General features: G+C 64.9%; 17 protein-coding genes and 1 pseudogene. 9 read left to right on the top strand and 9 right to left on the bottom strand.

Features of this window, described 5'->3' with window-relative positions; translation table 11 throughout:
- Positions 1 to 761: 761 nt before the first annotated feature.
- The 5 genes from mmsB to FHT09_RS13430 form a co-directional block, all read right to left on the bottom strand.
- The gene (gene mmsB / locus FHT09_RS13450) at positions 762 to 1,664 is read right to left on the bottom strand and encodes a 3-hydroxyisobutyrate dehydrogenase (protein WP_181141454.1); all 903 of its coding nucleotides are present in this window, start codon (positions 1,662 to 1,664) and stop codon (positions 762 to 764) included.
- A 156-nt stretch (positions 1,665 to 1,820) separates the two neighbouring features.
- Positions 1,821 to 3,008: an enoyl-CoA hydratase/isomerase family protein gene (locus tag FHT09_RS13445; protein ID WP_104607305.1), complete on the bottom strand. Its 1,188-nt coding sequence runs from the start codon at positions 3,006 to 3,008 to the stop codon at positions 1,821 to 1,823.
- Positions 3,008 to 3,805 (bottom strand): enoyl-CoA hydratase, encoded by a 798-nt coding sequence (locus FHT09_RS13440; protein WP_053045305.1) that lies wholly within the window; start codon positions 3,803 to 3,805, stop codon positions 3,008 to 3,010. Before FHT09_RS13440 ends, FHT09_RS13445 begins: the two co-directional genes overlap by 1 nt.
- Entirely contained in the window at positions 3,802 to 4,983 is a 1,182-nt protein-coding gene (locus tag FHT09_RS13435; protein ID WP_104538199.1) for an acyl-CoA dehydrogenase family protein, read from the bottom strand. Before FHT09_RS13435 ends, FHT09_RS13440 begins: the two co-directional genes overlap by 4 nt.
- Before the next feature lie 10 nt (positions 4,984 to 4,993).
- Complete coding sequence (locus FHT09_RS13430; RefSeq protein WP_104538200.1) at positions 4,994 to 6,499, bottom strand: CoA-acylating methylmalonate-semialdehyde dehydrogenase; 1,506 nt, start codon at positions 6,497 to 6,499, stop codon at positions 4,994 to 4,996.
- 123 nt (positions 6,500 to 6,622) lie between these two features.
- Between FHT09_RS13430 and FHT09_RS13425 the strand changes: the two genes are divergently transcribed.
- The 4 genes from FHT09_RS13425 (at position 6,623) to galA (ending at position 14,987) form a co-directional block, all read left to right on the top strand.
- Positions 6,623 to 8,008 carry a short-chain fatty acyl-CoA regulator family protein gene (locus FHT09_RS13425; RefSeq protein WP_104607302.1) on the top strand — a complete coding sequence of 462 codons (1,386 nt, stop codon included), beginning with the start codon at positions 6,623 to 6,625 and terminating at the stop codon, positions 8,006 to 8,008.
- Positions 8,009 to 8,377: 369 nt separating this feature from the next.
- The gene (locus FHT09_RS13420) at positions 8,378 to 11,062 is read left to right on the top strand and encodes a TonB-dependent receptor (RefSeq protein WP_104607301.1); all 2,685 of its coding nucleotides are present in this window, start codon (positions 8,378 to 8,380) and stop codon (positions 11,060 to 11,062) included.
- 161 nt (positions 11,063 to 11,223) lie between these two features.
- Positions 11,224 to 12,423 carry an arabinogalactan endo-1,4-beta-galactosidase gene (locus tag FHT09_RS13415; protein ID WP_104607300.1) on the top strand — a complete coding sequence of 400 codons (1,200 nt, stop codon included), beginning with the start codon at positions 11,224 to 11,226 and terminating at the stop codon, positions 12,421 to 12,423.
- Positions 12,420 to 14,987, top strand: coding sequence for a beta-galactosidase GalA (galA, locus tag FHT09_RS13410; RefSeq protein WP_104607299.1), 2,568 nt, complete (start codon positions 12,420 to 12,422; stop codon positions 14,985 to 14,987). Before FHT09_RS13415 ends, galA begins: the two co-directional genes overlap by 4 nt.
- 198 nt (positions 14,988 to 15,185) lie before the next feature.
- Here galA and FHT09_RS13405 read toward each other — a convergent pair whose 3' ends face one another.
- Entirely contained in the window at positions 15,186 to 15,491 is a 306-nt protein-coding gene (locus FHT09_RS13405; protein WP_053051653.1) for a hypothetical protein, read from the bottom strand.
- 154 nt (positions 15,492 to 15,645) lie between these two features.
- A complete protein-coding gene (locus tag FHT09_RS13400) occupies positions 15,646 to 16,827 on the bottom strand; it encodes an MFS transporter (RefSeq protein ID WP_219842997.1) in 1,182 nt (393 codons plus the stop codon).
- Between the two features lie 170 nt (positions 16,828 to 16,997).
- Between FHT09_RS13400 and FHT09_RS13395 the strand changes: the two genes are divergently transcribed.
- The 4 genes and pseudogenes from FHT09_RS13395 (at position 16,998) to FHT09_RS20320 (ending at position 20,248) form a co-directional block, all read left to right on the top strand.
- Positions 16,998 to 17,450: a helix-turn-helix domain-containing protein gene (locus tag FHT09_RS13395; RefSeq protein ID WP_104607297.1), complete on the top strand. Its 453-nt coding sequence runs from the start codon at positions 16,998 to 17,000 to the stop codon at positions 17,448 to 17,450.
- Positions 17,451 to 17,640: 190 nt separating this feature from the next.
- Positions 17,641 to 18,609: a GAF domain-containing protein gene (locus FHT09_RS13390; protein WP_146096351.1), complete on the top strand. Its 969-nt coding sequence runs from the start codon at positions 17,641 to 17,643 to the stop codon at positions 18,607 to 18,609.
- Between the two features lie 616 nt (positions 18,610 to 19,225).
- Positions 19,226 to 19,855 (top strand): annotated as a pseudogene (locus tag FHT09_RS13385) (methyl-accepting chemotaxis protein); the annotation flags it as partial.
- A gap of 201 nt (positions 19,856 to 20,056) precedes the next feature.
- Positions 20,057 to 20,248, top strand: a complete 192-nt coding sequence (locus FHT09_RS20320; protein WP_104607296.1) for a hypothetical protein — start codon at positions 20,057 to 20,059, stop codon at positions 20,246 to 20,248.
- A gap of 86 nt (positions 20,249 to 20,334) precedes the next feature.
- Here the strand turns inward: FHT09_RS20320 and FHT09_RS13380 are convergent, their stop codons facing one another.
- Positions 20,335 to 21,576 carry an MFS transporter gene (locus FHT09_RS13380; RefSeq protein ID WP_146096586.1) on the bottom strand — a complete coding sequence of 414 codons (1,242 nt, stop codon included), beginning with the start codon at positions 21,574 to 21,576 and terminating at the stop codon, positions 20,335 to 20,337.
- 92 nt (positions 21,577 to 21,668) lie between these two features.
- On the opposite strand from FHT09_RS13380, the gene FHT09_RS13375 reads away from it, so the two are divergent.
- The gene (locus FHT09_RS13375) at positions 21,669 to 22,643 is read left to right on the top strand and encodes an AraC family transcriptional regulator (RefSeq protein WP_308686691.1); all 975 of its coding nucleotides are present in this window, start codon (positions 21,669 to 21,671) and stop codon (positions 22,641 to 22,643) included.
- 28 nt (positions 22,644 to 22,671) lie between these two features.
- On the opposite strand, the gene FHT09_RS20315 is transcribed toward FHT09_RS13375, so the two are convergent.
- Complete coding sequence (locus FHT09_RS20315; RefSeq protein WP_243849048.1) at positions 22,672 to 23,022, bottom strand: hypothetical protein; 351 nt, start codon at positions 23,020 to 23,022, stop codon at positions 22,672 to 22,674.
- Between the last annotated feature and the right edge of the window lie 857 nt (positions 23,023 to 23,879).

Raw genomic sequence — 23,879 nt, 5'->3', positions numbered from 1 at the left:
GGACGTACTTGCAGCGTGTCCTGCGCTAGCGGACGGGCAAGGACCCTGCAGCAAAACCACAGCGTCGAGTGCGCGGTGCCCTCACCGCTCGCGGGACACGCCGTGAACCCGTCCCTGGGGGCTCGGTGGCGACATCCATGCGCCACACGGTCCCGCAAGCGGCGAGGACACCGCCCCAGACAGTTTGCTGGCTGTCTTACTTAAAACCATGCACACCGACCATCGTGACTGGCCCTTGCCCGCCTACCGTCGCGGGACCTTACGCGGCATGGATGCCGCGTAAGCGCCTACAAGGACGTACTTGCAGCGTGTCCTGCGATGGCGGACGGGCAAGGGCCCTGCAGCAAAACCACAGCGTCGAGTGCGCGGTGCCCTCACCGCTCGCGGGACACGCCGTGAACCCGTCCCTGGGGGCTCGGTGGCGGCATCCATGCCGCCACACGGTCCCGCAAGCGGCGAGGACACCGCACCAGACAGTGTGCTGATTGTTTTACTGAGCCATGCACACCGACCATCCCGCCTGGTCCTTGCCCGGCCGCCGTCGCGGGACCTTACGCGGCATGGATGCCGCGTAAGAGCCTACATGGACGTACTTGCGGCGTGTCCCGCGATGGTGGGCGGGCAAGGGCCCTGCAGCCAAGCCGCAGATCATCCACTCTACAGCCGAGGCCCCCAGTTCGATCAACCCTGCAGACGGAGGCGAATCACCACTCCAGCCGCACCTAGTTGACGATGGGCGTAGACACTTTTGCCAGCCGCTCTCAAACCTTGGCCACCAGCTTGATCACGCTGGAAAAATCCAGCGCGCCGTTGCCGGCCTGGCTGTTCATCGCGTACAGATTGCGCGCCAGCTCGCCGAGCGGAATCGACACGCCCGCCTGCACTGCGGATTCGGCGACCAGCCCCAGGTCCTTGAGCATCAGATCGTTGCCGAAGCCACCGCTGTAACCGCGCGATGCCGGCGCGTTGGGCAGCACCCCCGGCCACGGATTGCAGACTTCGGTGGCCCAGCTGCGCCCGGTGCTGACCGCCATCATCTGCGACAGCACCGCCGGGTCCAGCCCTTGCGCCACACCGAGCGCCAGCGCCTCGCCGGTGGCGGCCATGATCACGCCCAACGCCATGTTGTTGCACAGTTTGGCGACCTGGCCGGCGCCATTGTCACCGACGTGGAAGATGTTCTTGCCCATTGCCTGCAACACCGGCCGCGCGCGCTCCAACACCTGCGCGGCGCCGCCGACGATAAACGTCAGGCTGCCTGCCGCCGCACCCGCCGTCCCGCCGGAGACCGGCGCATCCAGTATCGCCAGGCCACGCGCCTGCGCCTCGGCGGCGAGCTTGCGTGCGCTGGCGGGTGCGATGGTGCTGCAGTCGATCACCAGGGCAGCGGCGGGAATCTGCGCCAGGATCCCGGCCTCGCCCAGGTAAAGCGCTTCGACGTGGCGGCTGGCCGGCAACATCGAGATCACGATCTCGGCGTCGGCCAGGGTGTCGTGCGCGGAGCTGGCGGCATGCGCGCCGGCTGCTGCGGCGGCGTCCAGTGCGGCAGGCACCAGATCGAAGACGCGCAGCTGGTGCCCGGCCTTGATCAGGTTTGCAGCCATCGGCCCGCCCATATTGCCCAGGCCGATAAAGGCGATCTTGCTCATGGTGTCGGTTTCCAGGTTAGAACGATCATCAATAGTTAGGACGGCCATGAACGAGCGGCTGGATCGCAACGCAGCCGTCGCAAACTTCAGGCTTGCCGGTGCCAATGCGAACCCTGCAATTCCTCCATCGCGTCCGCGTTGCGCTAGCCATCAACTGCATTTGCCAGCCGCTCAGCGTTCACCGAGTGCACGTACAGCAAGATCGGCGAGCGGATGCTGTGCGGCCGGCCAGGGCGATTGGAAAAATCCAGCAGCCCACTGCGCATCCGCCTCTTCCAGCAAGGCGGGTTGCCACTGCGGCTGGCGGTCCTTGTCGATCAACAGCGCGCGAATGCCTTCGGCAAAGTCGCCATGGGCGGCCGTATGCAGCGCCACCACGTACTCGGTGCGAAAGGTGTCGGCCAGCGTGCCGATGCCCGGGTGACGTTGCAGCTCCCAGGCCAGGCGCGCCGAGCCAGGGGCGCCGGCTGCCAGCGTTGCACGCGCGGCCTGCAGCCAGGCATCTTCGCTTTGCAATGCCAGGATTGCAGCGACCACCTCTTGCAGCGTCTGGCCTGCCACCAATTGCGCGATCAGCGCCGCATGCACCTGCAATGGGCCCGGTTCCAGCGGTTGCGCGATCCCCTGCAGGAACGCGCCGAGCTGGGCGCGATCCTCATCTGCATCGCCTGTCCAGGCATGCGCGCCCAAGGCGTCCAGCACTGCCGCGTATTGCGCATGCTCCAGGCGGACATCCGCAAGCCCGGCATAGATGGCATCGCTGGCGCCCAGCGGCGCGCCGGTCAGTGCCAGAAACAACCCGGCAGCCTGCGGCACCCGGCGCAACAGCCAGCTGCCGCCGACATCGGGGAACAGGCCGACGCTGATCTCCGGCATCGCCAGGCGCGAGCGCTCGGTGACCACGCGATGGCTGGCACCGGACATCAAGCCGATACCGCCGCCCATGACGATGCCATGGCCCCAGCACAGCACCGGTTTGGGATAGGTGTGGATGCGATGGTCGAGCCGATACTCCTCTTCGAAGAACGCAGCGGCGTGCGCATTGCCCTGCGGTTGCGCGCGACGCTCCTGCGCATCCGGCACCGCCTCGCGATGCGCGCGCATGCTCTGGTACAGACCATGCAGATCGCCGCCCGCGCAGAACGCCTTCTCGCCTGCGCCGCGCAACACCACGCAGACAATCTGCGCATCGTCGGCCCAGACACGCAGCTGCGCATCCAGCAAGCGCGTCATCTGCAAGGACAAACCGTTGAGCGTCCCGGGCGCGTTCAAGGTGGCGATGCCGATGCGATGCCCGTCCGCGCAGTCGCGTTGTTCGAACAGCACCGGCGCTTCTTCGGTTGGGCTCACATCCAGCATCAGCCATTGCTCCACTGCGGCGCGCGTTTCTCGAGAAAGGCCGCCACTCCCTCGGCCTGATCGGCCTGCTCGAACAGGTCGACGAAGGCTTCGCGCTCTGCCACCAGCGCGGCGGCATGCGTACCGTGACGGGTGGACTGCACCAGGCGCTTGCACGCCGCGACGCTGGCCGGACTCTGCTTGCCGGCACGCTGCGCCCAGGCAATGGCCTGCGCGCGCGACTCGCCCGTGCCCACCACCTCTTCCACCAGGCCGATGCGGTGCGCAGTGGCGGCATCCAGACGCTCGCCCAGCAGGATCATGCGCTTGGCCCAGCCCTCGCCGACCAGGCGCGGCAGGTTCTGGGTGCCGCCGGCGCATGGCAGCAACCCGACGCTGGCTTCCGGCAAGGCCAGCTGCGCGTGCTGTTCGGCAATGCGCAGGTCGCAGGCCAGCGCGCACTCCAGGCCACCGCCCATCGCATAGCCGTTGATGGCGGCGACCGACACGCCGCCAAACGCACTCAAGGCCTCGAACGCCTCGCCGAAGCGACGCGCGGCCTCCCGTGCAGCAGCCTTGTCGCCATCGGCAAACTGCTTGAGGTCGGCGCCGGCACTGAAGAACTTCTCGCCGTCGCCGGTGATCACCAGCGCATAGATGCTGCGGTCCGCATCCAGCGCGCGTACCAGATCGCGCAAGGCTGCAAGGCTGTGCACGGTCCAGGTGTTGGCCGGCGGATTGCACAAGGTAACGATGGCGACATGGCCATCGCGTTCGACCTGCAAGCCGGTGTGCGCCTGTGTTGCCCAATCGCTCATCGCAATTCCTCCTCGCCGTTGAGCAGGTGGCGCGCAATGATCATGCGCATCACCTCGTTGGTACCTTCCAGGATGCGGTGCACGCGGCTGTCGCGTAGCAGGCGCTCGATCGGGTATTCGCGGATATAGCCGTAGCCGCCGTGGATCTGCAAGGCCTCGTCGCAGATCGCAAAGCCGGCGTCGGTGGCGAAGCGCTTGGCCATCGCGCACCACACGGTGGCATCGTGACTGCCGGCATCGAGCTTGCGCGCAGCGGTGTGCACCATCTGCCGCGCGGCCACCAGTTGCGTGGCCATGTCGGCCAGTTTGAACTGCAGCGCCTGGAAATCGGCCAGCTTCTTGCCGAACTGACGGCGCTCGCCCATGTAGCGGCGGGCGGCATCCAGCGCGCCTTGCGCCGCTCCCAACGAACAGGCGGCGATATTGATGCGGCCGCCGTCCAGCGCCTTCATCGCCATCTTGAAACCCTCGCCCTCCTTGCCCAGCAGATTGCCGGCCGGAATGCGCACGTTCTCGAAATTCACCCCGCGCGTGGGCTGGCTGTTCCAGCCCATCTTCTCTTCCTTGCGGCCGTAGCTGATGCCGGGCGCATTGGCAGGCACCACGAAGGCGCTGATGCCGCGGGCGCCGTCATCGCCGGTGCGGGCCATCACCACCAGCACATCGGTGGCGCCCGCGCCGGAAATGAAGGCCTTGCTGCCGTTGAGCACGTAGCCGTCGCCGTCGCGCTGTGCGCGCGTCTTGAGCGAGGCCGCGTCCGAGCCGGCACCCGGTTCGGTCAGGCAGTACGAACCCAGCTTGGCGCCGCTGGTCATCGCCTCGCCCCACTGCGCGCGCACCGCATCGTTGCCGTAACTGGCGATCAACCAGGTGGCCATGTTGTGGATGCTGATGAACGCCGAGGTGGATGGATCGACCGTGGCCAGTTCCTCGAACACCACCGCGGCATCGAGCCGGCGCATGCCCAGGCCGCCCACGCCCTCATCGGTGTACAGCCCGCAGAACCCCAGCTCGGCCGCCTTGGCGATGGCCTCGCGCGGGAAGTGGCTTTGCGCATCCCAGTGCGCGGCGTGCGGTGCGAGTTCCTTGTCGGCAAAGTCGCGCGCGGCAGCGCGGAAGGCTTCCTGCTCGTCATTCAAATCGGCCGTATTGGCGTGTAGCTGGATGGCTGCATTCATGGCGATCAGGTCACTTGAGGGAGATGGTGGTGTTGACGCCGTGGCCCAGCGTTTCGTCGTCGAACCAGCGCGCGGTCACGGTCTTGGTCTGGGTGTAGAACATCACCACCTGTTTGCCGTACGGGCCCAGGTCGCCGAGCTTGGAGGCGCGCGATCCGGTGAACGAGAACAGCGGTACCGGCACCGGAATCGGCACGTTGATGCCGACCTGGCCCACGTCGATGTCTTCCTGAAAACGCCGCGCCGCCGCACCCGACTGGGTGAACAACGCAGTGCCGTTGCCGTTGGGATTGGCATTGACCAGGGCAATGGCCTCATCCAGCGTGGCCGCCTCCAGGATCACCAGCACCGGGCCGAAGATTTCCTCGTCGTAGATGCGCATGCCCGGCCTCACGCCGGAGAAGATGGTCGGGCCGACGAAGTTGCCCTGCTCGAAGCCAGGCACGCTGGGCGCGCGCCCATCCAGTTCCAGTCTGGCGCCCTGCTCGACGCCGGAGGCGATCAAGCCTTCCACGCGCGCGCGCGCCGCGCAGGAAATCAGCGGCCCAACCTCGGTGCCCGGCGCATTGCCCGCGCCCAGCGTCAGGCCCTTGGCCTTGGCCACCAGCGCCGGAATCCACTCCCGCGCCTCGCCCACCAGCACCAGCGTGGACGCGGCCATGCAGCGCTGGCCGGCCGCACCGAAGGCGGCGCCGACCATCGCGTTGAGCGTCTGTTCCTGATTGGCGTCCGGCAGCACCACGGCATGATTCTTCGCGCCCATCATGCATTGCACGCGCTTGCCTGCCAGCGAGGCGCGCCGATAGACGTGCGTGCCAACCCTGGTCGACCCGACGAACGACAGCGCCTTGATGTCCGGGTGGTCGCACAACGCGTTGACCACGTCTTCGCCGCCGTGCACGACATTGAGCACGCCCTTGGGAATGCCCGCCTCCAGCGCAAGTTCCACCAGCCGCATGGTGACCATCGGGTCCTGCTCGGATGGCTTGAGCACGAAGGTGTTGCCGGTGGCAATGGCCATCGGAAACATCCACAACGGAATCATCGCCGGGAAGTTGAACGGGGTGATGCCCGCGCACACGCCCAGCGGCTGCAGCAGGCTGTAGGTGTCCACGCCGTTGGCGACGTTGTTGGCCAGCTCGCCCAGTTGCAGGTTGCCGATCGCCGCGGCGTGTTCCACCACTTCCAGTCCGCGGAACACATCGCCTTCGGCATCGGCCAGGGTCTTGCCCTGCTCGGCGCTGAGCAGCGCGGCCAGCTCGGGCATGTGCTCGCGGATCAGCTGCTGGTATTTGAGGAAGACGCGCGCACGTGTGCCGATCGGCGTCTTGCGCCAGCTCACGAAGGCCCGGCTGGCCGCAGCCACCGCCGCATCCACTTCGCCGGTGGTGGCGAACGGCACCTGGGCCAGCACGGATTGATCGGCCGGATTGACCACGTCCTGCCAATGGGGACTGGCGGAGGTGACGAACTGGCCGTCGATCAACAGGGAGACGCGCGGGACGGAATCACTCATTGCGGGTTCGCTCGCAGAAGGTCGCTACGGATGCTTCGCATTGTTCGCACCATGACCAAGCATTCCCAGCCCGGGACTGCTTAATCGCGCTAAGCTGCCGTCACTCTTTTGCGAATCTTGCGAATGCCCCAGTCGCAGCTCCCGCTCCGCCACCAGCTCGGCCTGCGCCTGCAGCGGCTGCGCCAGCGCCACGGCCTGACCCAGGCGGAGCTGGCGCGCCGGCTCGGGTTGTCGCCGAGCTACCTCAACCAGATCGAGCGCAACCAGCGCCCCCTGACCCTGGCAATCCAGCAGCGGCTCAAGGCCACCCTGGGCGATGTCGACGGCCTGCTCGACCTGGACGACCCGGCCGCGCTGGTCGAGCCGCTGGACGACTCGCTGCGCAGCCTGGGCCACAGCCTGTCGGCCGCCGAGCTGCGCGTGCTCACCGGCAACCTGCCGCAGGTGGCCCAGGCCCTGCTGGACCTGCACCGCGCCCACCGGCACCTGCTCGAGCGTACCGCCGCACTGGAAATACAGATCGGCGCCGACCATGCCGCATTGCCCTCGCTGTCGCCGGGCGAGCAGGTGCGCGATTACTTCAATCGCGCGCACAACTATCTGCCGGAACTGGATGAGCGCGCCGAGGCGCTGTATGCCGAACTCGGCCTGACCTCGGACAACCTGCCGCTGCGGCTGCGCCAGCGCCTGGCAGATCGCCACGGCCTGCTGGTGCAGGACGCGCCCGAGCTGTACAGCGACAAACGCAGCGTGGATACGCAGGCCCGCGTGCTGTGGCTGCCCGCGCACCTGCGCCCCGGCCAGCAGGCCTTCCAGATGGCCGCGCAACTGGCGTTGCTGGAATGCGCGCCGTTGCTCGACGCACGCATCGCCGATGCCGGCTTCGAAGATGCCGAACGTGTCGCGCTGTCGCGGATCGGGTTGTCGAACTATTTCGCCGGTGCCCTGGTGATGCCGTATGGCCAATTCCTGCGCAGCGCCCAGCGCTCCCGCTACGACATCGAATGGCTGGCCGATCGCTTTGGCGTCGGCTTCGAGGCGGTCTGCCACCGGCTCAGCACCTTGCAGCGGCGCGGCGCAGCCGGGCTGCCGATCTTCTTCATGCGGGTCGATCGTGCCGGTAACGTATCCAAGCGCCACTCGGCCACCGACTTCCATTTCTCGCATGTTGGTGGCGCCTGCCCGCTATGGATCGTCTACGAGGCCTTCAACCAGCCCGACCGCATCCTGACCCAGATCGCACGCATGCCCGATGGCCGGCGCTACTTCTGGCTGGCGCGCCAGGTCAGCAGCGGCGCGCCGGGCTACGGCCGCCCGCGCAAGACCTTCGCGCTGGCGATGGGCTGCGATCTGCGTCATGCCGATCAACTGGTGTATGCGCGCGGCTGGGACCTGGACGCGGTGGACGATGCGGTGCCGATCGGCCCCGGCTGCCTGACCTGCGAACGCAACGACTGCGTGCAGCGCGCCTTTCCCGCACTGCCCAGGTTATCTGCCAACGCGCGTTAGCCCCAGGCCCGGGTCTGCAGCGTTCTGTCAGGCGGTCTTGTTTCGCCGCAGGCATCTCGCGCGTCGGCGGCGATCAGGCAGACGCTACCGCTGCACTGCAGCATTCCAACGCGAGATAGCTCACGCAAAATGCTTCATTGGAATGGAATGACTTGCGCTTCTACCCTGAAGCAGACACATGCAGGACAGGGGGACGCCAAGGCGATCGACGATCGTCGCAGCGTCACGCACACGATCAATCAGCTCCACACCGCACTACTGCAGCAACCGCCATGCCCGCGTCGGACGCGTCAGCGCGCAGCTGCGCCAGCGCGCCGCACCAGCGGCCATTAGTCCATTCGGTAACTTTGTCCTGGGAGGGATCAAACGATGCCCGTTCACCACACCGGCCACCCGGCCGGCCGGCGCCTGCGCCGCACGCCCGTGCGCGACGTCCTCACCACCACCATCGCCTGCGTGCTGGCCACCGCATTCAGTGCGCACGCACAGGACAGCGCGCCTGCCGCAACGCCGGCCACCGACGCCACCACCGCGGCGGCGCCGCCGGTCACGCTCGACAACATCACCGTGATCGGCCAGCGCGCCAGCCTGAATCAGGCGGTGCAGGCCAAGCAGATGTCCGATCACGTCATGGAAGTGATCTCTGCCGACAACATGGGCCAGATGCCCAACGTCACCGTCGCCGAAGCACTGGTGCGCCTGCCCGGCGTCAACGGCACCCGCGACCGCGGCAACGAGAGCCTGGCCACCGTGCGCGGTCTGGGCCCGCGCATGACCATGGGCACCGTCAACGGGCGCGAAATCGCCTCCTCCGAGCCCAATCGTGCGGTGCGCTGGGAAGTGTTCCCCACCGAGATCGTCTCCACCGTCAAGGTCTACAAGACCCAGTCGGCGGACCTGGTCGCCGGCGGACTTGCCGCAACGGTGGACATCTCCACCATCAGCCCGCTGGACTACACCGGCCCGGGCTTCGTCGGCACCGCCGGCCCGGTGTTCTACGACCATGCCAAGGACGTGGACGGCTACTCTCCGTGGGGCAACCGCTTCGGCGCCAGCTGGGTGCACCAGATCAACGACAACCTGGCGGTTGCGCTGGGCGCCACCTACCAGAAGCAGAAGAACTCCAACTCCTCGATCGGCAGCTGGGGCTATACCGATGCCACCACCTCGCGCGATGTGGATGGCGACGGCACTGTGGACCCCACGCCATGGGGCGCAGCCGACCAGCTCAAGCTGACCGAGCAGACCCGCACCGGTGCGATGGGTACCGTGCAATGGCGCTCGGGCAACGTCGAGTTGAAGTTCGACGGCCTGTATTCGCGTATCGAAATCGACGAAGACCAGTTGCAGAACTGGTTCAATGGCCTGGCCTACAGCACCTTCTCGACCGGCGCCAATCCCTACACCACGCCGGGCTCGTCCTACACCATCGTCGATGGCGATGTGGTGGCCGGCACGCTGGCCAACTCGAACCTGCAGGTCGACCATGTGGTCAGCCACTACAACGAGGTCAAGACGCTCACCGCCGGCGGCCTGAACGCCAAGTGGAGCGGCGATGTGTGGACGCTGGGCAGCGACCTGTCGTTCTCGCAGGCCAAGCGCGACAACACCTGGCAGGCGGTGCGCTTCGGCAGCAACCCGGACACCGTCTCGTTCGATTTCCGCCGTAGCGTCACCCCCACCATCAGCACCAGCTCGGACACGCCCGAGTGGGGCATCGCCGGCCAGACCGAACCGCAGGGGCTGCGCGACAGGATCGCCGCGCTGGCGCTCAACGCCAGCCGCTCTGTCGATGCCGCCGCGTTCACCTCGCTGGAATTCGGCGCACGCGCCGCGCGCCGCGAGAAGCAGAACCGCCGCTTCATCAGCAACCAGTCCGGCTACGACCAGCCGATCTCGGCGTACCAGGGCCTGATCTCTCCGGTCACCATGCCGGACTTGAACGTGCCCACCCTGACCGGCGGCAACATGGATGCGATCGCCGAGATCGGCTTCGGCGGTTTCGACCCGGCCACGCTCGAGGAGCAGTTGCTCGACCACTGGAACGTCAAGGAAGACGTGCGCGAAGCCTTCGCCAAGGCGGTGTTCAGTTCGCAGCTGTTCGGCACCGATGTCACCGGCAACATCGGCGTGCGTTTGGTCAATACCAGGACCACCAGCGACGGCTTCGATTCGGTCGGCACCACGGTGCAGGCGAGCAGCGACAGCAAGGAATACACCGACGTGTTGCCCAGCGCCACGGTCAACTTCCTGATCGACGATCAACGCATCCTGCGCTTTGCGGTGGCCAAGGTCATCGCGCGTCCGCCGCTGGACGAGTTGCGCACCGGCCGGCGCCTGGACGACCCCAACGTCACCGTCGGCCAGCTCACCGGCAGCGGCGGCAACCCGCAGCTGGATCCGTTCAAGGCCACCCAGGTCGACCTGTCCTACGAGTGGTACTTCCACAAGGAAGCGCTGGCGGCGATTGCGGTGTATCGCAAGGAAGTGGATTCCAGCATCGGCTACCGCACCGACCGCGAAGTGATCAACGGCCTGGATTACCTGGTCAGCGCGCCGTTCAATGGCGGCGGCGGGCACATCAACGGTGTGGAACTCACCTTCCAGACACCGTTCTACTTCATCCCGCACATGGAAAACTTCGGCGTCTATTCCAACTTCTCGCTGGTCGATTCCAACCTCAAGGAATTCTCGCCGGAAGACAACCCGCTGCCGCTGAGCGGCCTGGCACGCAAGACCGGCACCTTCGACCTGTGGTACAGCAACGGCAGCTTCGAAGCGCGCGTGGGTTACAAGTACCACAGCCCCTACACCGTGGTGTACGGCTGGAATGCGGCGCGTCTGGCACGGCTGCAGAGCGAAGGCACGGTGGATCTGAGCCTGAACTGGCAGTACAGCAAGCAGCTCGGTTTCCGCTTCCAGGCCGGCAACCTCACCAACGAACCGCTGCGCGCCTACACCGACAACAAGCCCAACCGTCTGGCCAACCAGGACGACGGCGGCTACCAGGTGTTTGGCCGCCGCTACTCGCTGGAAGCGACCTACAAGTTCTAGGTGCCGCTGATACCGCTGTTGCACGACTGCTCCACAGCTGCGCGCGGTGTGCGCGATCGCCTGCGTCACTGACGTGGTGATTGCGCACACCTTACGCACGACGGCACCGCCGCATGCGGCAGGCCGTCACCCGCTCCGCGTTTCATCTGTCGAGGAATTGCATGCGCTCCACACGCCGCCTCTGGACGCCCGCGCTGCTCGCGCTGGCCATGTCCACCTTCGCACACGCCGCCCCTGCCCCCGCCACGCTGTATCTGGGCGCGGACCTGTCCTACGTCAACGAGATGGAGGAATGCGGTGTGCAGTACCGCGAGAACGGCACGGTCAAGGATCCGTTCGAACTGTTCCATGCGCACGGCGCCAATCTGGTGCGCGTGCGGTTGTGGAACGATGCCCGCTGGACCCGCTACAGCGACCTGTCCGACGTCAAGAAGACCATCGCACGCGCGCGCGCGCAAGGCATGCAGGTGCTGCTGGACCTGCACTATTCCGACGACTGGGCCGATGGCGAAAAGCAGCTGATTCCCAAGGCCTGGGCCAGCATCACCGATACCGACGAGCTGGCGCGCACGCTGTATGGCTTCACCTACGACACGCTCAGCGCGCTCGATCGTGCCGGCCTGATGCCGGAGCTGGTGCAGGTCGGCAACGAAAGCAATTCCGATCTGATGGACAGCAAGCCGTGGGACAAGCAGCGCCCCATCGACTGGCAGCGCAACGCCAAGCTGTTCAATGCCGGCATCAAGGCAGTGCGCGACATCGGCGCACGTTCGGCAATCAAGCCGCGGGTGATGCTGCATATCGCCCAGCCGGAGAATGTGGAACCGTGGTTTGCCGCCGCCACCGAGGCCGGCGTCACCGACTACGATCTGATCGGCATCAGCTACTACCGCAAGTGGTCGACCCAATCGATGGCCGAGCTGGGCAAGACCATCAAGCGCCTGCGCGGCCGCTTTGATGCCGATGTGGTGGTGGTGGAAACCGCCTATCCGTGGACGCTGGATTCCGGCGACACCTCGCACAATCTGCTCGGCGAGGACTCGCTGATTGCCGGTTACCCGGCCACGCCGCAGGGCCAGTTCCGCTACATGGTCGACCTCACCCAGCTGGTGATCGATACCGGCGGCGCCGGCGTGGTGTATTGGGAACCGGCATGGACCAGCAGCAGCTGCAAGACGCGCTGGGGCACCGGCTCGTCGTGGGAAAACGCCAGCTTCTTCGACTTCAAGCATGCCAATGAACTGTTGCCGGCGATCGACTTCATGCGCCACCCGTATACCGGCGTGCCTGCAACCACGAGCAAACCTGCTGCGGGCGTGCAAGGCAACGCTGCAGACACCGGCAAGGGGATCCAGCCATGACCGGCATCAATCGCCGCGAGCTGCTGCGCGGCATGCTCGCCAGTGGCGTGAGCGCCGCACTCCCGATCGGTGCGACCGGTGCGTTGCCGCCCGCCATCGCCGCTGCAGCACCAGCTGCAGGTGACACCGCCACCCCGCTTACCGCGCTGGGCGATGCAGCCCTGGCACCGCGCGAACGGCTGCTGTTCGACTTCGGCTGGCGCTTCCATCTGGGCCATGCCAGCGACCCAGCGCGCGACTTCGGGTTCGGCACCTTCCAGCGCACCTTCGCCAAGGCCGGCAAGGACACCGCCACCGCCGCGCAACTCGCCTTCGACGACAGTGGCTGGGAACTGCTGGATCTTCCGCACGACTGGGCCGTCACCCTGCCCTTCCGGCAGGAACCGATCTCGGCCACCATCACCGAGGAAGATCCGGCCGCCGCGCACGGCTACAAGCCGCTGGGCACCAGTTTTCCGGAAACCAGCGTGGGCTGGTATCGCCGCGTGCTGCAGATTCCTGCGGACGATCTGGGCAAGCGCATCAGCCTGGTGTTCGACGGCGTGTTCCGCGACTGCATCGTGTTCTGCAACGGCCACATCGTCGGGCGCAATGCCAGCGGCTATTGCGGGTTCGAGGTCGACCTCAGCGAGGTACTCGACTACGGCAAGCCCAACCTGATCGCGGTGCGCGTGGATGCCACCCTGGGCGAAGGCTGGTTCTACGAAGGCGCCGGCATCTATCGCCATCTGTGGTTGAACAAGACCGACCCGCTGCATCTGCCGCAGGACGGCGTGTTCGTGCGCAGCACGCTGCAAGGTGCCACCGCCACGGCGCAGCTGTCCACCGAGGTGCGCAACGATGGCAGCGCCCCGCGCCAATGCACGCTGCAGGCGCGCGTGACCGCGCCGGATGGACGCGTCGTCGCACAGGCGGCCAGCGCCGCGGTCAGCATTGCTCCCGGCCAGGTGCACCTCATCGAACAGACCCTGCCGCTCGGCGAAGCGGCGCTATGGTCGATCGACACCCCGCAGCTCTACCGCCTGACCACCAGCGTGCACAGCGACGGCAAGGCAGTCGATGCGGTGGTCACGCCGTTCGGCGTGCGCACGGCCGTCTTCGATGCACAGCGCGGCTTCCTGTTGAACGGCGCGCCGCTCAAGCTGCACGGCACCAACAACCACCAGGATCACGCCGGCGTCGGCACCGCCATCCCCGACAGCCTGCACGAATGGCGCCTGCGCCGGCTCAAGTCGATGGGCTGCAACGCGTACCGCAGCTCGCACAATCCGGCCACGCCCGAACTGCTCGCGCTGTGCGATCGGCTCGGCATGTTCGTGATCGAGGAAACCCGCCGCATGTCCACCGACCCCGAGGCGATGGGCGAGCTGGAGACGATGGTGCGGCGCGGGCGCAATCATCCCAGCGTGATCCTGTGGTCGCTCGGCAACGAAGAGCCGCAGCAGGTCACCGAGCGCGGCGCGCGCATTGTCAGCCGCATGCAACAACGGGTACGTCAGCTCGACCCCACCCGCCCCACCACGTTCGCCATGGACAAGGGCTTTGGCGATGGCGTTGGCCAGGTCGTCGATGTGGTCGGTTTCAACTACCGCACCAGCCAGATGGACGGCTTCCACACGCAGTATCCGCACATTCCAATCTACGGCAGCGAAACCGGCAGCACCGTGTCGGTGCGCGGCAACTACCAGCGCGACGACACCCGCGGCTACACCCGCGCCTACGACACCGACCACCCGTGGTGGGCCAGCACCGCCGAAGCCTGGTGGAGTTATGTCGCGCAGCGCCCGTATATCGCTGGCGGCTTCATCTGGACCGGCTTCGATTACCGCGGCGAACCAACGCCCTACAACCGCTGGCCGAATGTCGCCTCGCAGTTCGGCGTGCTCGACAGCTGCGGGTTTCCCAAGGACAACTACTGGTACTACCGCGCGCAATGGACCAGCGAACCGGTGCTGCATCTGTTCCCGCACTGGAACTGGGACGGCCTGCTGCAGCCCGATGACAAGGGCCGCGTCCAGGTCTGGTGCCATAGCAATCTCGAAGCGGTGGAACTGCTGGTCAACGGCGTCAGCCAGGGCCTGCAGCAGGTGCCGGCCTACGGCCATGTCGAATGGCGCGTGGCCTATGCACCGGGCGTGATCGAGGCGCGCGGCTATCGCGCCGGCACACTGGTGCTGAGCGAACGCCGCGAGACGGTCGGCAAGCCGGCAGCGATCCGCCTGAGCTGCGACCGCAACGCAGTGCGTGCCGACGCCGAAGACGTCGCGGTGGTCAAGGTGGAGATCGTCGACGCACAAGGCCGCCTGGTGCCGACGGCCGACACCCTGGTGCAGTTCGCGCTGCGCGGCCCTGCGCGATTGATCGGCGTGGGCAACGGCGACCCCGCCAGCCATGAAGACGACAAGGCACCGCAACGCAAGGCCTTCAATGGACTGTGTGCGGCCCTGCTGCAGAGCACGCGCAGCGCCGGCAGCATCGTCTTGCAGGCCACCGCACCCGGCCTTGCCGCTGCCACACTGCGCCTGGATGCCGACAAGACCAAACCACGTGCCTCGGTGGCCTGACGCAAGCCGCAGCAGCAGCCGAAGTGATCACCAACGAGCAGGTCCGCAGCAGCACCTGGGCGTACCGCAATGCCGGGTGCCAGGACCGGCTCCCGGCACAGTCACTGGCGCCCGTGTGCGCAAGCGGTACACAGTGGCGGCGATCAGCACCTGGCCCATCGCCGCTGGGCCACGCGATTGGGCCGCTGGCCGACGGACTCACGCATCCGCGCCCCCTGCATCCGGCGCACGCGGGAAGTAACGGCTGAGCTTTTCTTCCCACGCCTGGAACTGCTCAAGCGTGTAGGCATCCATCGGTCGCGGGTCGGCGGCGACCGCTTTCTTCTGCGCGACATACGCGATGCGCTGGGAGGACAGCTCATCCCAGGCCTTGCGCAGCATCACCGGATCGGGATGCGAGACCATCATCGCTTCCAGCAACGTGGCCTGGGCCACACGCGCGGCCAGCAGGTCGCTGAGCGCCTCGGTCACGGCCTGCATCCACTCTTGCTGTTTCTGTTCCATATCCAAACCGGACCTGCCTGATGTGCCCCACACGGTAGCGCGCCCCTTGGGACGGCCATGTGGAGCCACTATCGGCGCGGCGCAGGCGATCTCCCCCTGGTGTCACGGAATGTATTGCGCCATGCCCGCGAGCGCTCGCAAGAACTGGCAGCGGTCAGGACTCGACGCCTGCAGTGCGGGTATCGCCCCGCCTTGTCGTCCACCAGAACAGCAGGGCCAGGAGACTGGCTGCCGCGCCCAGTAGGCACACACCTTGCCAACCTGCCCTGGCATAGGTGACGGTCGCGCCGATTGCACCCAGTCCGCTGCCGGCGGCATAGAACAGCATGTAAAGGCCAACCAAGCGGCTATGCGCCTCAGGCGTGGTGCGGAAGATCAAGCTCTGGTTCGTCACATGTAGTGCTTGGCCTCCCATATCGAGCAGCACGATGCCAATGACCAGTGCCCACAATGACCACTCCATCAGCGACAGAGGCCACCAGGCCAGCAGCAGCACCGTGAGCGCCGCTGCACTGGTGCGCTGAGCATGACCCTGGTCCGCCCACCGCCCGGCGCGCGCCGCAGCCAAGGCGCCTGCCACACCGACCAGACCGAAGGCACCGATGGCCATATGGGAGAAGCGATAAGGCGGCGCGCTCAAGGGCAGCACCAGCGCACTCCAAAAGATGTTGAATGTGGCGAACATCAACAGCGCCAGCGTGCCGCGCACTTGCAAGACCTTTTCCTGGCGTAGCAGCGTCAGCATCGAAGCGATCAGACGCGGGTAACGCATCGTCTGGGACGTCGACGGCAAGACCGGCAGCCATCGCCACAACGGAAGTGCCATCGCAACCATCAGGAAAGCGGCGCAGAAGTACACACCGCGCCATCCTGCCAAATCGCTGACACCACCGGCAAACACCCGTGCCAGCAACAGACCGATGAATACGCCGCCTTGCGCTGCGCCGACCACGCGGCCCCGTTCATGGGGCGCGGCGGCACTGGCCGCATAGGCAATCAGGCCCTGCGTCATCGCTGTGCCCAACAAGCCGACGGCGAGCATGCCTGCCAGCAGTGCAGGCGCAGATCGCGCCATCGCCACGACGGCAAGTGCGACCACCAGCGCCAGGAGCTGCATAGACATCAGGCGACGGCGATTGACCAAGTCGCCCAGCGGCACCAGCAGCAGCAATGCCAGCGCACAACCGATTTGTGTGGCTGTAATGACCCCGCCCACAGCCGCGTAGCTGATGCCGAAGTCTCGAGCCAGCGTGTCAAGCAGCGGCTGAGCGTAATAGACATTTGCCACGCTCAGTCCACTTGCAACCGCAAACAGCCACACCAAGTATCGGGGCATGTTCGCAGACGGAACCGTTGGAGGATTGCTTGACGGTAGTGATGCGACAGAAATCCCCATGGTTCCAACCCCACCCAATCCAGTTGCAAATAAAAACCGATTGAAGGCTAAGCAATATGGTTTTAAAATGCAACTTTATTGATTCCCAGTCGATCGGCTCCGGAGACGCCATGCCCCCTCGCAGACGCCTTGGTGACGAACATTGCCCGGTTGCGCGATCGGTCGATCTCATTGGGGATCGATGGGCGCTGCTGATCGTGCGCGATTCCTTCGATGGTGTGCGCCGCTTCGGCGATTTCCAGCGGAGCCTGGGCGTGGCGCGCAATATCCTGTCCGATCGGCTGCGCAAGCTGGTCGATGCGGGCATCCTGGTAATGCAAGATGCATCCGACGGCACGGCTTATCAGGAGTACGTGCTGACGGCACAGGGCGACAGCCTGTTCCCCGTCGTGGTGGCATTGCGACAGTGGGGCGAAGACCACCTTTTTGAGCAGGGCGAACGTCATTCGGTGCTGATCGACAGGCGCACGGGCAAGAAGGTCGCACGCATGTCGCTTCAGGCAAAAGACGGCGCTCCGCTGCTGCCTGCGTTTACGCAGGTTCGGAAAGTGATCAATCCGTAGTCGCCCAGTTCGCCCACGCGTCTGCGGCGACTCAACGCCCAATGGTGGGCAGCCGCCCTGCTGGGTATCGCCTTCGGGCCCATCCAGGCCAGACCGGGGGCCGTTCCGCCGTTCAGAAAATCGACAGGGTGCCCGCTGCAGATTGATTCTGCACGGCCGATATGAGGTCAATCCCTAACGCTGCCGCCGCATGTCGACCGAACTTAGAACCCAAGTCCCCTTCGCCGGAATGCAAGACACCGCGAGCGAGCTGCTTGAGCGTCTTGCCGAGCTGACGCCGCTGAAGACCTGGGTGCTTGCCGAGGTCAAAAACGATCACTGGATCATTCGTGGCTGCACCGACGCTTCCTTCGGGTTGAAGGTCGACCAGTTCTTGAGTTGGCACGAGTCGGTATGCCGCAGCATGATCGTCATGGGGGGCCCGCAGTTCGCTCCCGACTTGCAGAAAGTCGAACACCTGGCCCAGTCCGCCGTGGCGACACGGCTGGGTATCGCAAGCTATTTGGGCGTGCCCATTCGAATTCCTGGCAAAGTTGAGGGAATGCTGTGCGGACTGGACAACCGGGTCATCGAGGACAAACTGGATCACCTCTTGCCGCTGGTGGAAACATTTGGACGGGTGCTGGCCGGATCGTGGGCCCAGCACCTGGCCGAGGTCCAACCGCACCCCGCTGATCCGCATATCCTGCAAAACGTGCAGACGCTGACGGGCCTCTACGATCTCGGCACCTTCCGTGATCTCCTGCAAGCAGCGGCGGATCATCGCCATCGCAACGAGCCAGGCGGCGTATTGCTCTTTGACGTAGGCGCCAGCAACTCGGGCAATGGCGCCGAGTCAGAACAAGATGTGGCGGCGGCCATCGCCCTGCTGAAGCAAGCCACCCGTCCTCAGGACAGCCTGGCACACCTGGCGCGCGGAGAGTTCGCCCTGTTTCTGCCTGGCACCAGCGAAGCCGGGTTGGTGTCGGTCGCCCGGCGCATCCAGTCGTCCTTGAATGCAGAGGGGTTCAGCGCCCGATGGGGAGCCAGCTGGTTCAAGGAAATGCAGCAGCTCAACAACATCGATCAGCTCATCAAGGCAGGCTCCCTGCCGGGCGCCAGTCTGGCTGGAAGCGATGAGCACACGATCCCAGCGGCTGTCCCCGCAGGACCAGGCTAAGCCCTCAAAGGACGAGGGCACGCAGGGGCGCTGTCAGCGGAACCAGCAGCTGCGGGTCAGGAAAATACTTACAGGCATGTTCGCCTATTGCCGATAGCGGCTTGAGGCTTTTCCTTCAATGATGGCGTGTCACTCGGCGAGCATCGAGAGCCGATCGTCTGACACTGATGTTGGACGAACGTAGGTGCCTGCCCCATCAAGGAGGATCGCTATTGGGCGTCACCGCAGTTCGGCACGTGGGCGATTACCTGCTCACGGCCCACAGCATCCCGTGCAATGGAAAATTCCTGCCGGAGCTCCTGATTTCCAAGCCCGGCAGCATCACGTTGCACCGATGCCAACTCAGAAGTACCGCCTTTGCTGACCAACGCGACGCGTATGACTACGCCAAGCGCTGGATGGCTACATGCCATGTGTCGAGCACAGGCGCTGTCAGCCCCGCCTAGCAACAGAGGCAGGCCTACGATCGCTCATTCGTCTGCTGCGATCACTCCATGCCGCCAACTATTCGAGTGTGCAAACCTCGATCGGCTTCGCCGTTGCCGATAAGCTTTTCTTTGCGCCAGCCTCGCCAAGGGTGACCATCGGCGGTCCCAGAAAACGCAGTAGCGACGCTCGGACCAAAGCACAAGACGCACCAGGTCGCCTGCTCCAGGCAATGCAGGTCATGCAAACGCAGATACGCAGCCTGATGTCCGCCCGGTCAAACATGGCCAAGCGCCACGATGAAGGCCAGACCGGCTTCCGCATGGATGCACAGGCCTTCCCGGGCGACTACGGCCGCAAGGCCGAGGCCACCAATGCCCTGGTGGCCTCCCACCTGGCCGTGCAGTCCAACCTTGCGCGGATCATGGGCCGCTATGCCATCGGCGAGCCGAGCGAGAGCATGGAGCGCCTGCCCGGTGAGAAGGCCGTGCTCTCCCAAACCATGGACGAGGTCAAGGCCAACCTGTCCGCCAGGAATATCGAGATCAAGCAGCTGGCGCAGGCCGCCGCCATCGGTGACTTCACGGCGCGCGGCGATGCCGATCGTTTCCAATACGATTTCCGCATCATGGTGGAGCGCTTGAACCTGCTCATGGCCACCGCAGACAGCAACCTGCAATCGCTGTCCTCGCTGCTGCATTCCAGCGCGGCAGGAGACCTGACCGCGCGAATGACCGGCGAGTTCAAGGGTGTGTTCGCGCAGATGCGCAATGACGCCAATACCACCGCCGCACAGCTTGCGGAGATTGTCGGACGCGTGGGCCCAGGAACCTGGGCTCATTGGGTTCTGATACGACACATCATTCCGCAGGACCAAGCGATGGCAACCGCTTGTCCTGCATTGTCGTGTCCGCTATAAATTCGCTGAGCGGGTTTAACAGCACCGACATAGTGGCTAAGTAGGCTTGCTCCGCATGCCAGACCAGACGCAAGGCTACCGTTTGCGCATCAAAGGGCTTGAATGCAGAAACTCATAAGTGACCTGGAAGCCCTGCTGGCAGCTTGGGATGCGCAAGCAACAACTTTTGATTCGTGCGACATGCCGGCATCTGCACTTGCTTTTCGAGAGTGTCAGCGACGCTTGGGCCTGGTCTTGGCGTCGCATGCTCGGCACCCAGTTGCCCGTCAGAGTGACGTCAACTTTACTCTTTGAAAGGCTGCCGGGCTGGGCGGCACATTGTTCGGCCGAGGTCCAAGGCGTACTTAGCGACACTGTGGCCACCCAAAGGTGGATGTGGGCTAGATATGAAACGGACCTGCCGAGAGCGTCGGCGAGCTCACCCTGACTCGGAACGCAATGAGTAGGCTAGCGAGGAGCATCACTGCCGCGGCAACGATGAGGACTGCAACGATGCCCCCCAGCCCGAACACCAGGCCGCCCAAGGCGGCCCCCGCCGCGATAGAGGACTGCACCGCGGCCACTACCATCCCGCCGGCGCTCTCGGCTTGGTCGGGCACCGCACGTGCGACCCAGCTCGACCAGGCAACGGGTACGCCACCGAAGGCCAGACCCCAGAGCGAGACAAGGATCGATAGCCCGCCAATACCCACCGGCAACAGGACCATGCCGAGAACGGCTACGCCAACCAGGGCAGGCATGATCACCAACGTCACTTTCAAACTGCGCTCCATGAGCCAGCCGGCCAGTAGTGTGCCGACAAAGTTCGCCACACCGAATCCGAGCAGAATCAGCGCCAGGCCGTCGGCGCTCATCTGCCCCAGGCTCTCCATCGTTGGGCGGATATAGGTAAACAGCGAATACTGACCGGTGTGCGCCAGAACGCAGCCCAGCATTCCGACCGTCACACCTGGTCGGCGCAAGAGCCCCACCACCGACTCTGGGAGTGCGGCCTTGCGCGGGGCCATTCGGGGCAGCGTGAACCACTGGAACGCAAAAGTGAGGCCACCTACCGCCGTCGCAGCCCAAAAGGCGCTGCGCCAGCCCAGCAGCCCGCCCAGGTAGCTCCCCAGCGGAACGGACACCACCGTGCCGACCGCAATCCCGCTGAAGATGATTGAAAGCGCGCGAGGCACGCGCTGTGGCGGCACCAACCGCATGGCAACGGCCGCTGCCATGCTCCAGAAACCACCCAGCGCGACGCCCAGAAGGACTCGCATCACCAGAAGAACACCCATGCTGGAAGACAACGCCACCAAGGCGTTGGACAGGAGCATCAAACCTGTGAAACTCAACAGCACCAGGCGCCTGTCCATCGAACGGGTCAGCCGAGGCACAAGCAGGCCAGCGAACAGGGCCACCACAGCAGTGACCGTCACTGCCTGACCGGCCAGCGCCTCCGACACACCCAGATCCGCCGCCATTGGCGTCAACAGGCTGGCAGGCAGGTATTCGGCCGTGAGCAGCCCAAAGACCCCCATGGCCAGCGAAAACACGGCCACCCATGCCGATGAAGACGGCTCCCCGCTGCCCCATGTCACCGGATCAGGCGCGTCTGCGACATCAACTACGTCATTACTCATCAAAGATCCCAGTGCAATCGTGCAGCCGAGAGTCTATGGAGCCAAGTCAGGATGATCTATGATTGTCCGACCTGTATTTTTGATCGAAACCCCTGGCTAACTCAATACGCCACGCGTCATCCCAGCCCAGCGATCTGATCAGCCAGCTGCTGACCGGCATGCGGTTACATGGCGTCCAATACCGACGCATTCAGATCGGGCCGACCTTTGGGCTTGGATTTCCCCTGAAGCCAGGGCATGCCTACTTCCACTACCTGGCGGTGGGCAATGCGATGCTTCGTAGCGCGGGCGGCAGCCAACACCTTCTAACCGCCGGGGATGTCGTGCTTCTTCCCCGCGGAGAAGGACACTCGTTGTTGTCTGGCGAGGACCATCCAGTCCAGTGCTTAGAAACGATAGACGCAGCCCCACTGGGTGACGCGGTGAGCGGCATCGACACGTGCCCGAGCACACATCCCGTGCCAAGCGCTGTGCTCTTCCACGGATGCATGGTGTTCGATCTAGGTGGCATGCATGGGTTAAGCACGTTGATGCCGACCGTGATGTTGGCCGATGGCAACGCCGCTCGGTTTCCTGGGCTGTTGCCGCTGGTCGACGCGATGAAGCGCGAGGTGTGCTCAGGACGTATTGGATTTGCTGGAATACTCGCCCGGCTGGCGGATGCAGTCGCCGCCATGATCGTCCGTGACTGGGTCGAGCGCGGTTGCGAAGGAGCCTCAGGCCTGGTCATGGCCATGCGCGACCCTCGTCTATCGCCGTCGCTGCTTGCCCTACACAAAGACCCCGGACGCGATTGGACCGTCGACGCACTGGCTGCAGAGTCAAACATTTCACGTTCTGTCTTTGCAGACCGGTTCCAGACCGTCATTGGAACCGCGCCCCTGCGTTACGTGACTGAGCTGCGAATGCAGTTGGCGAGTCAATGGTTGACTCAGCAAAGCCTGTCCATAGAGGTAGTGGCAGAGCGTCTCGGCTATGCGTCGCAGGCAGCATTTAGTCGCGCCTACAAACGCGTCATGGGGCACTCTCCTGGCGCGACTCGACGAGGACGACAACGCCAGCGCTAGGACGCATTCCGAAACCCAACCCAACTTGCTAGTCCGCATCACGATTCCTCTTCTTTTGTTTGGTCAGGTCCACGCCGATGACCTCGTTCCGGTAACCCACCTGGACGCGCGCAACTTCAACCTGTGCGCGCGGACCTGCGTTCTCCATCCAAACGCATACCACCTCAAAGACCAGCAGATCGTCTTTTGCGTCCCTGCCTTGCTTAAGCACTCCGGTTGCCTCGCTTTCGCTCATGCGGATCGAAAGATGAAAGTGCCCGGCATGCCGGGGTGTCCAAATAGATCGCTCACTGCGAGCACCGGTCGGGACAGACCCCTCGCCGGTGATGCCCTCTACCTGGAATCCGGCAATCCAAGGAATCGGTACGTAGATGTCCAAGATGCCGCGTTGCCGGTCATAGGACGGCTGATCCACGATGGTGGGGCGAACGGCAAAACGCTGAAGGCCACGGAAGCGCTGCGCCCTTGCATCGAGGGCCGCCCCATACTTGCGCTCAATGGCTTGCGGCTCTTGAGCGGTGATGCCGTTGGGGCCGTTCCGCTTCGTATCGATCAGCCACTCGCCATATCAAGCGCTGCTCTCGCTCGGTCTTTCTCAACCGATAGCTGGACCGCGTCGACGCAGTCAGCCTCGCATCGCAGGTGTGGTAGCCGCCGAAGCCGTGGACGCCAGCCCGGCTCGGATGTGTCGCGCGCCCGCCAGTTCGTTTTGGTCGAGGTCCCAGTAGGTGCCTTGCAGGTCGAGATACAGGCTCTTGGCCCTGTCCCTTGATGCCTGCGGAGCCCCGGTGATGGCCCGCCCAATCCGCTGAAGAAGATTTCCCCTGTCCTGCGCTAGCACCGCCATGCTTGCTGCCAGAACGCGCCCGTGACTGCAGCTACTGCTTCTTCATGCCCTCGACCCGATGGCCAAGCGCCCACTGGGTCCCATGGCCGGCACCCTCTCGACGGACAGCTCAAGGATTTGCCGGTGGGTGAGCTTAAACTTGAGTCCGCGCCGACTTGAGGCAGCCCCTGGTTGCGTCGCAACATCCTGTTCCATTCCAACGCCTCGTCCGTTTCGTCGCAACATCGCTTCACTCGTTTAGAGGGTCGTCGCACCAGCGCCGCAACACAATTTACCGTTACTCGCCGCTACCGACCCTGATCGACCGCCACATCCCGGAAGAACATTTCTTGCAAAACACTGACACAAAAGAAAAAACCAAGAACGCCAGCGGGGCTGTAGAGCACACA

The sequence above is a fragment of the Xanthomonas sp. CFBP 8152 genome, assembly GCF_014199025.1.
GTDB lineage: Bacteria > Pseudomonadota > Gammaproteobacteria > Xanthomonadales > Xanthomonadaceae > Xanthomonas > Xanthomonas arboricola_B.
Note: the sequence above shows the minus strand (reverse complement) of the source record. Positions and strands in the feature narration are given on the sequence as shown.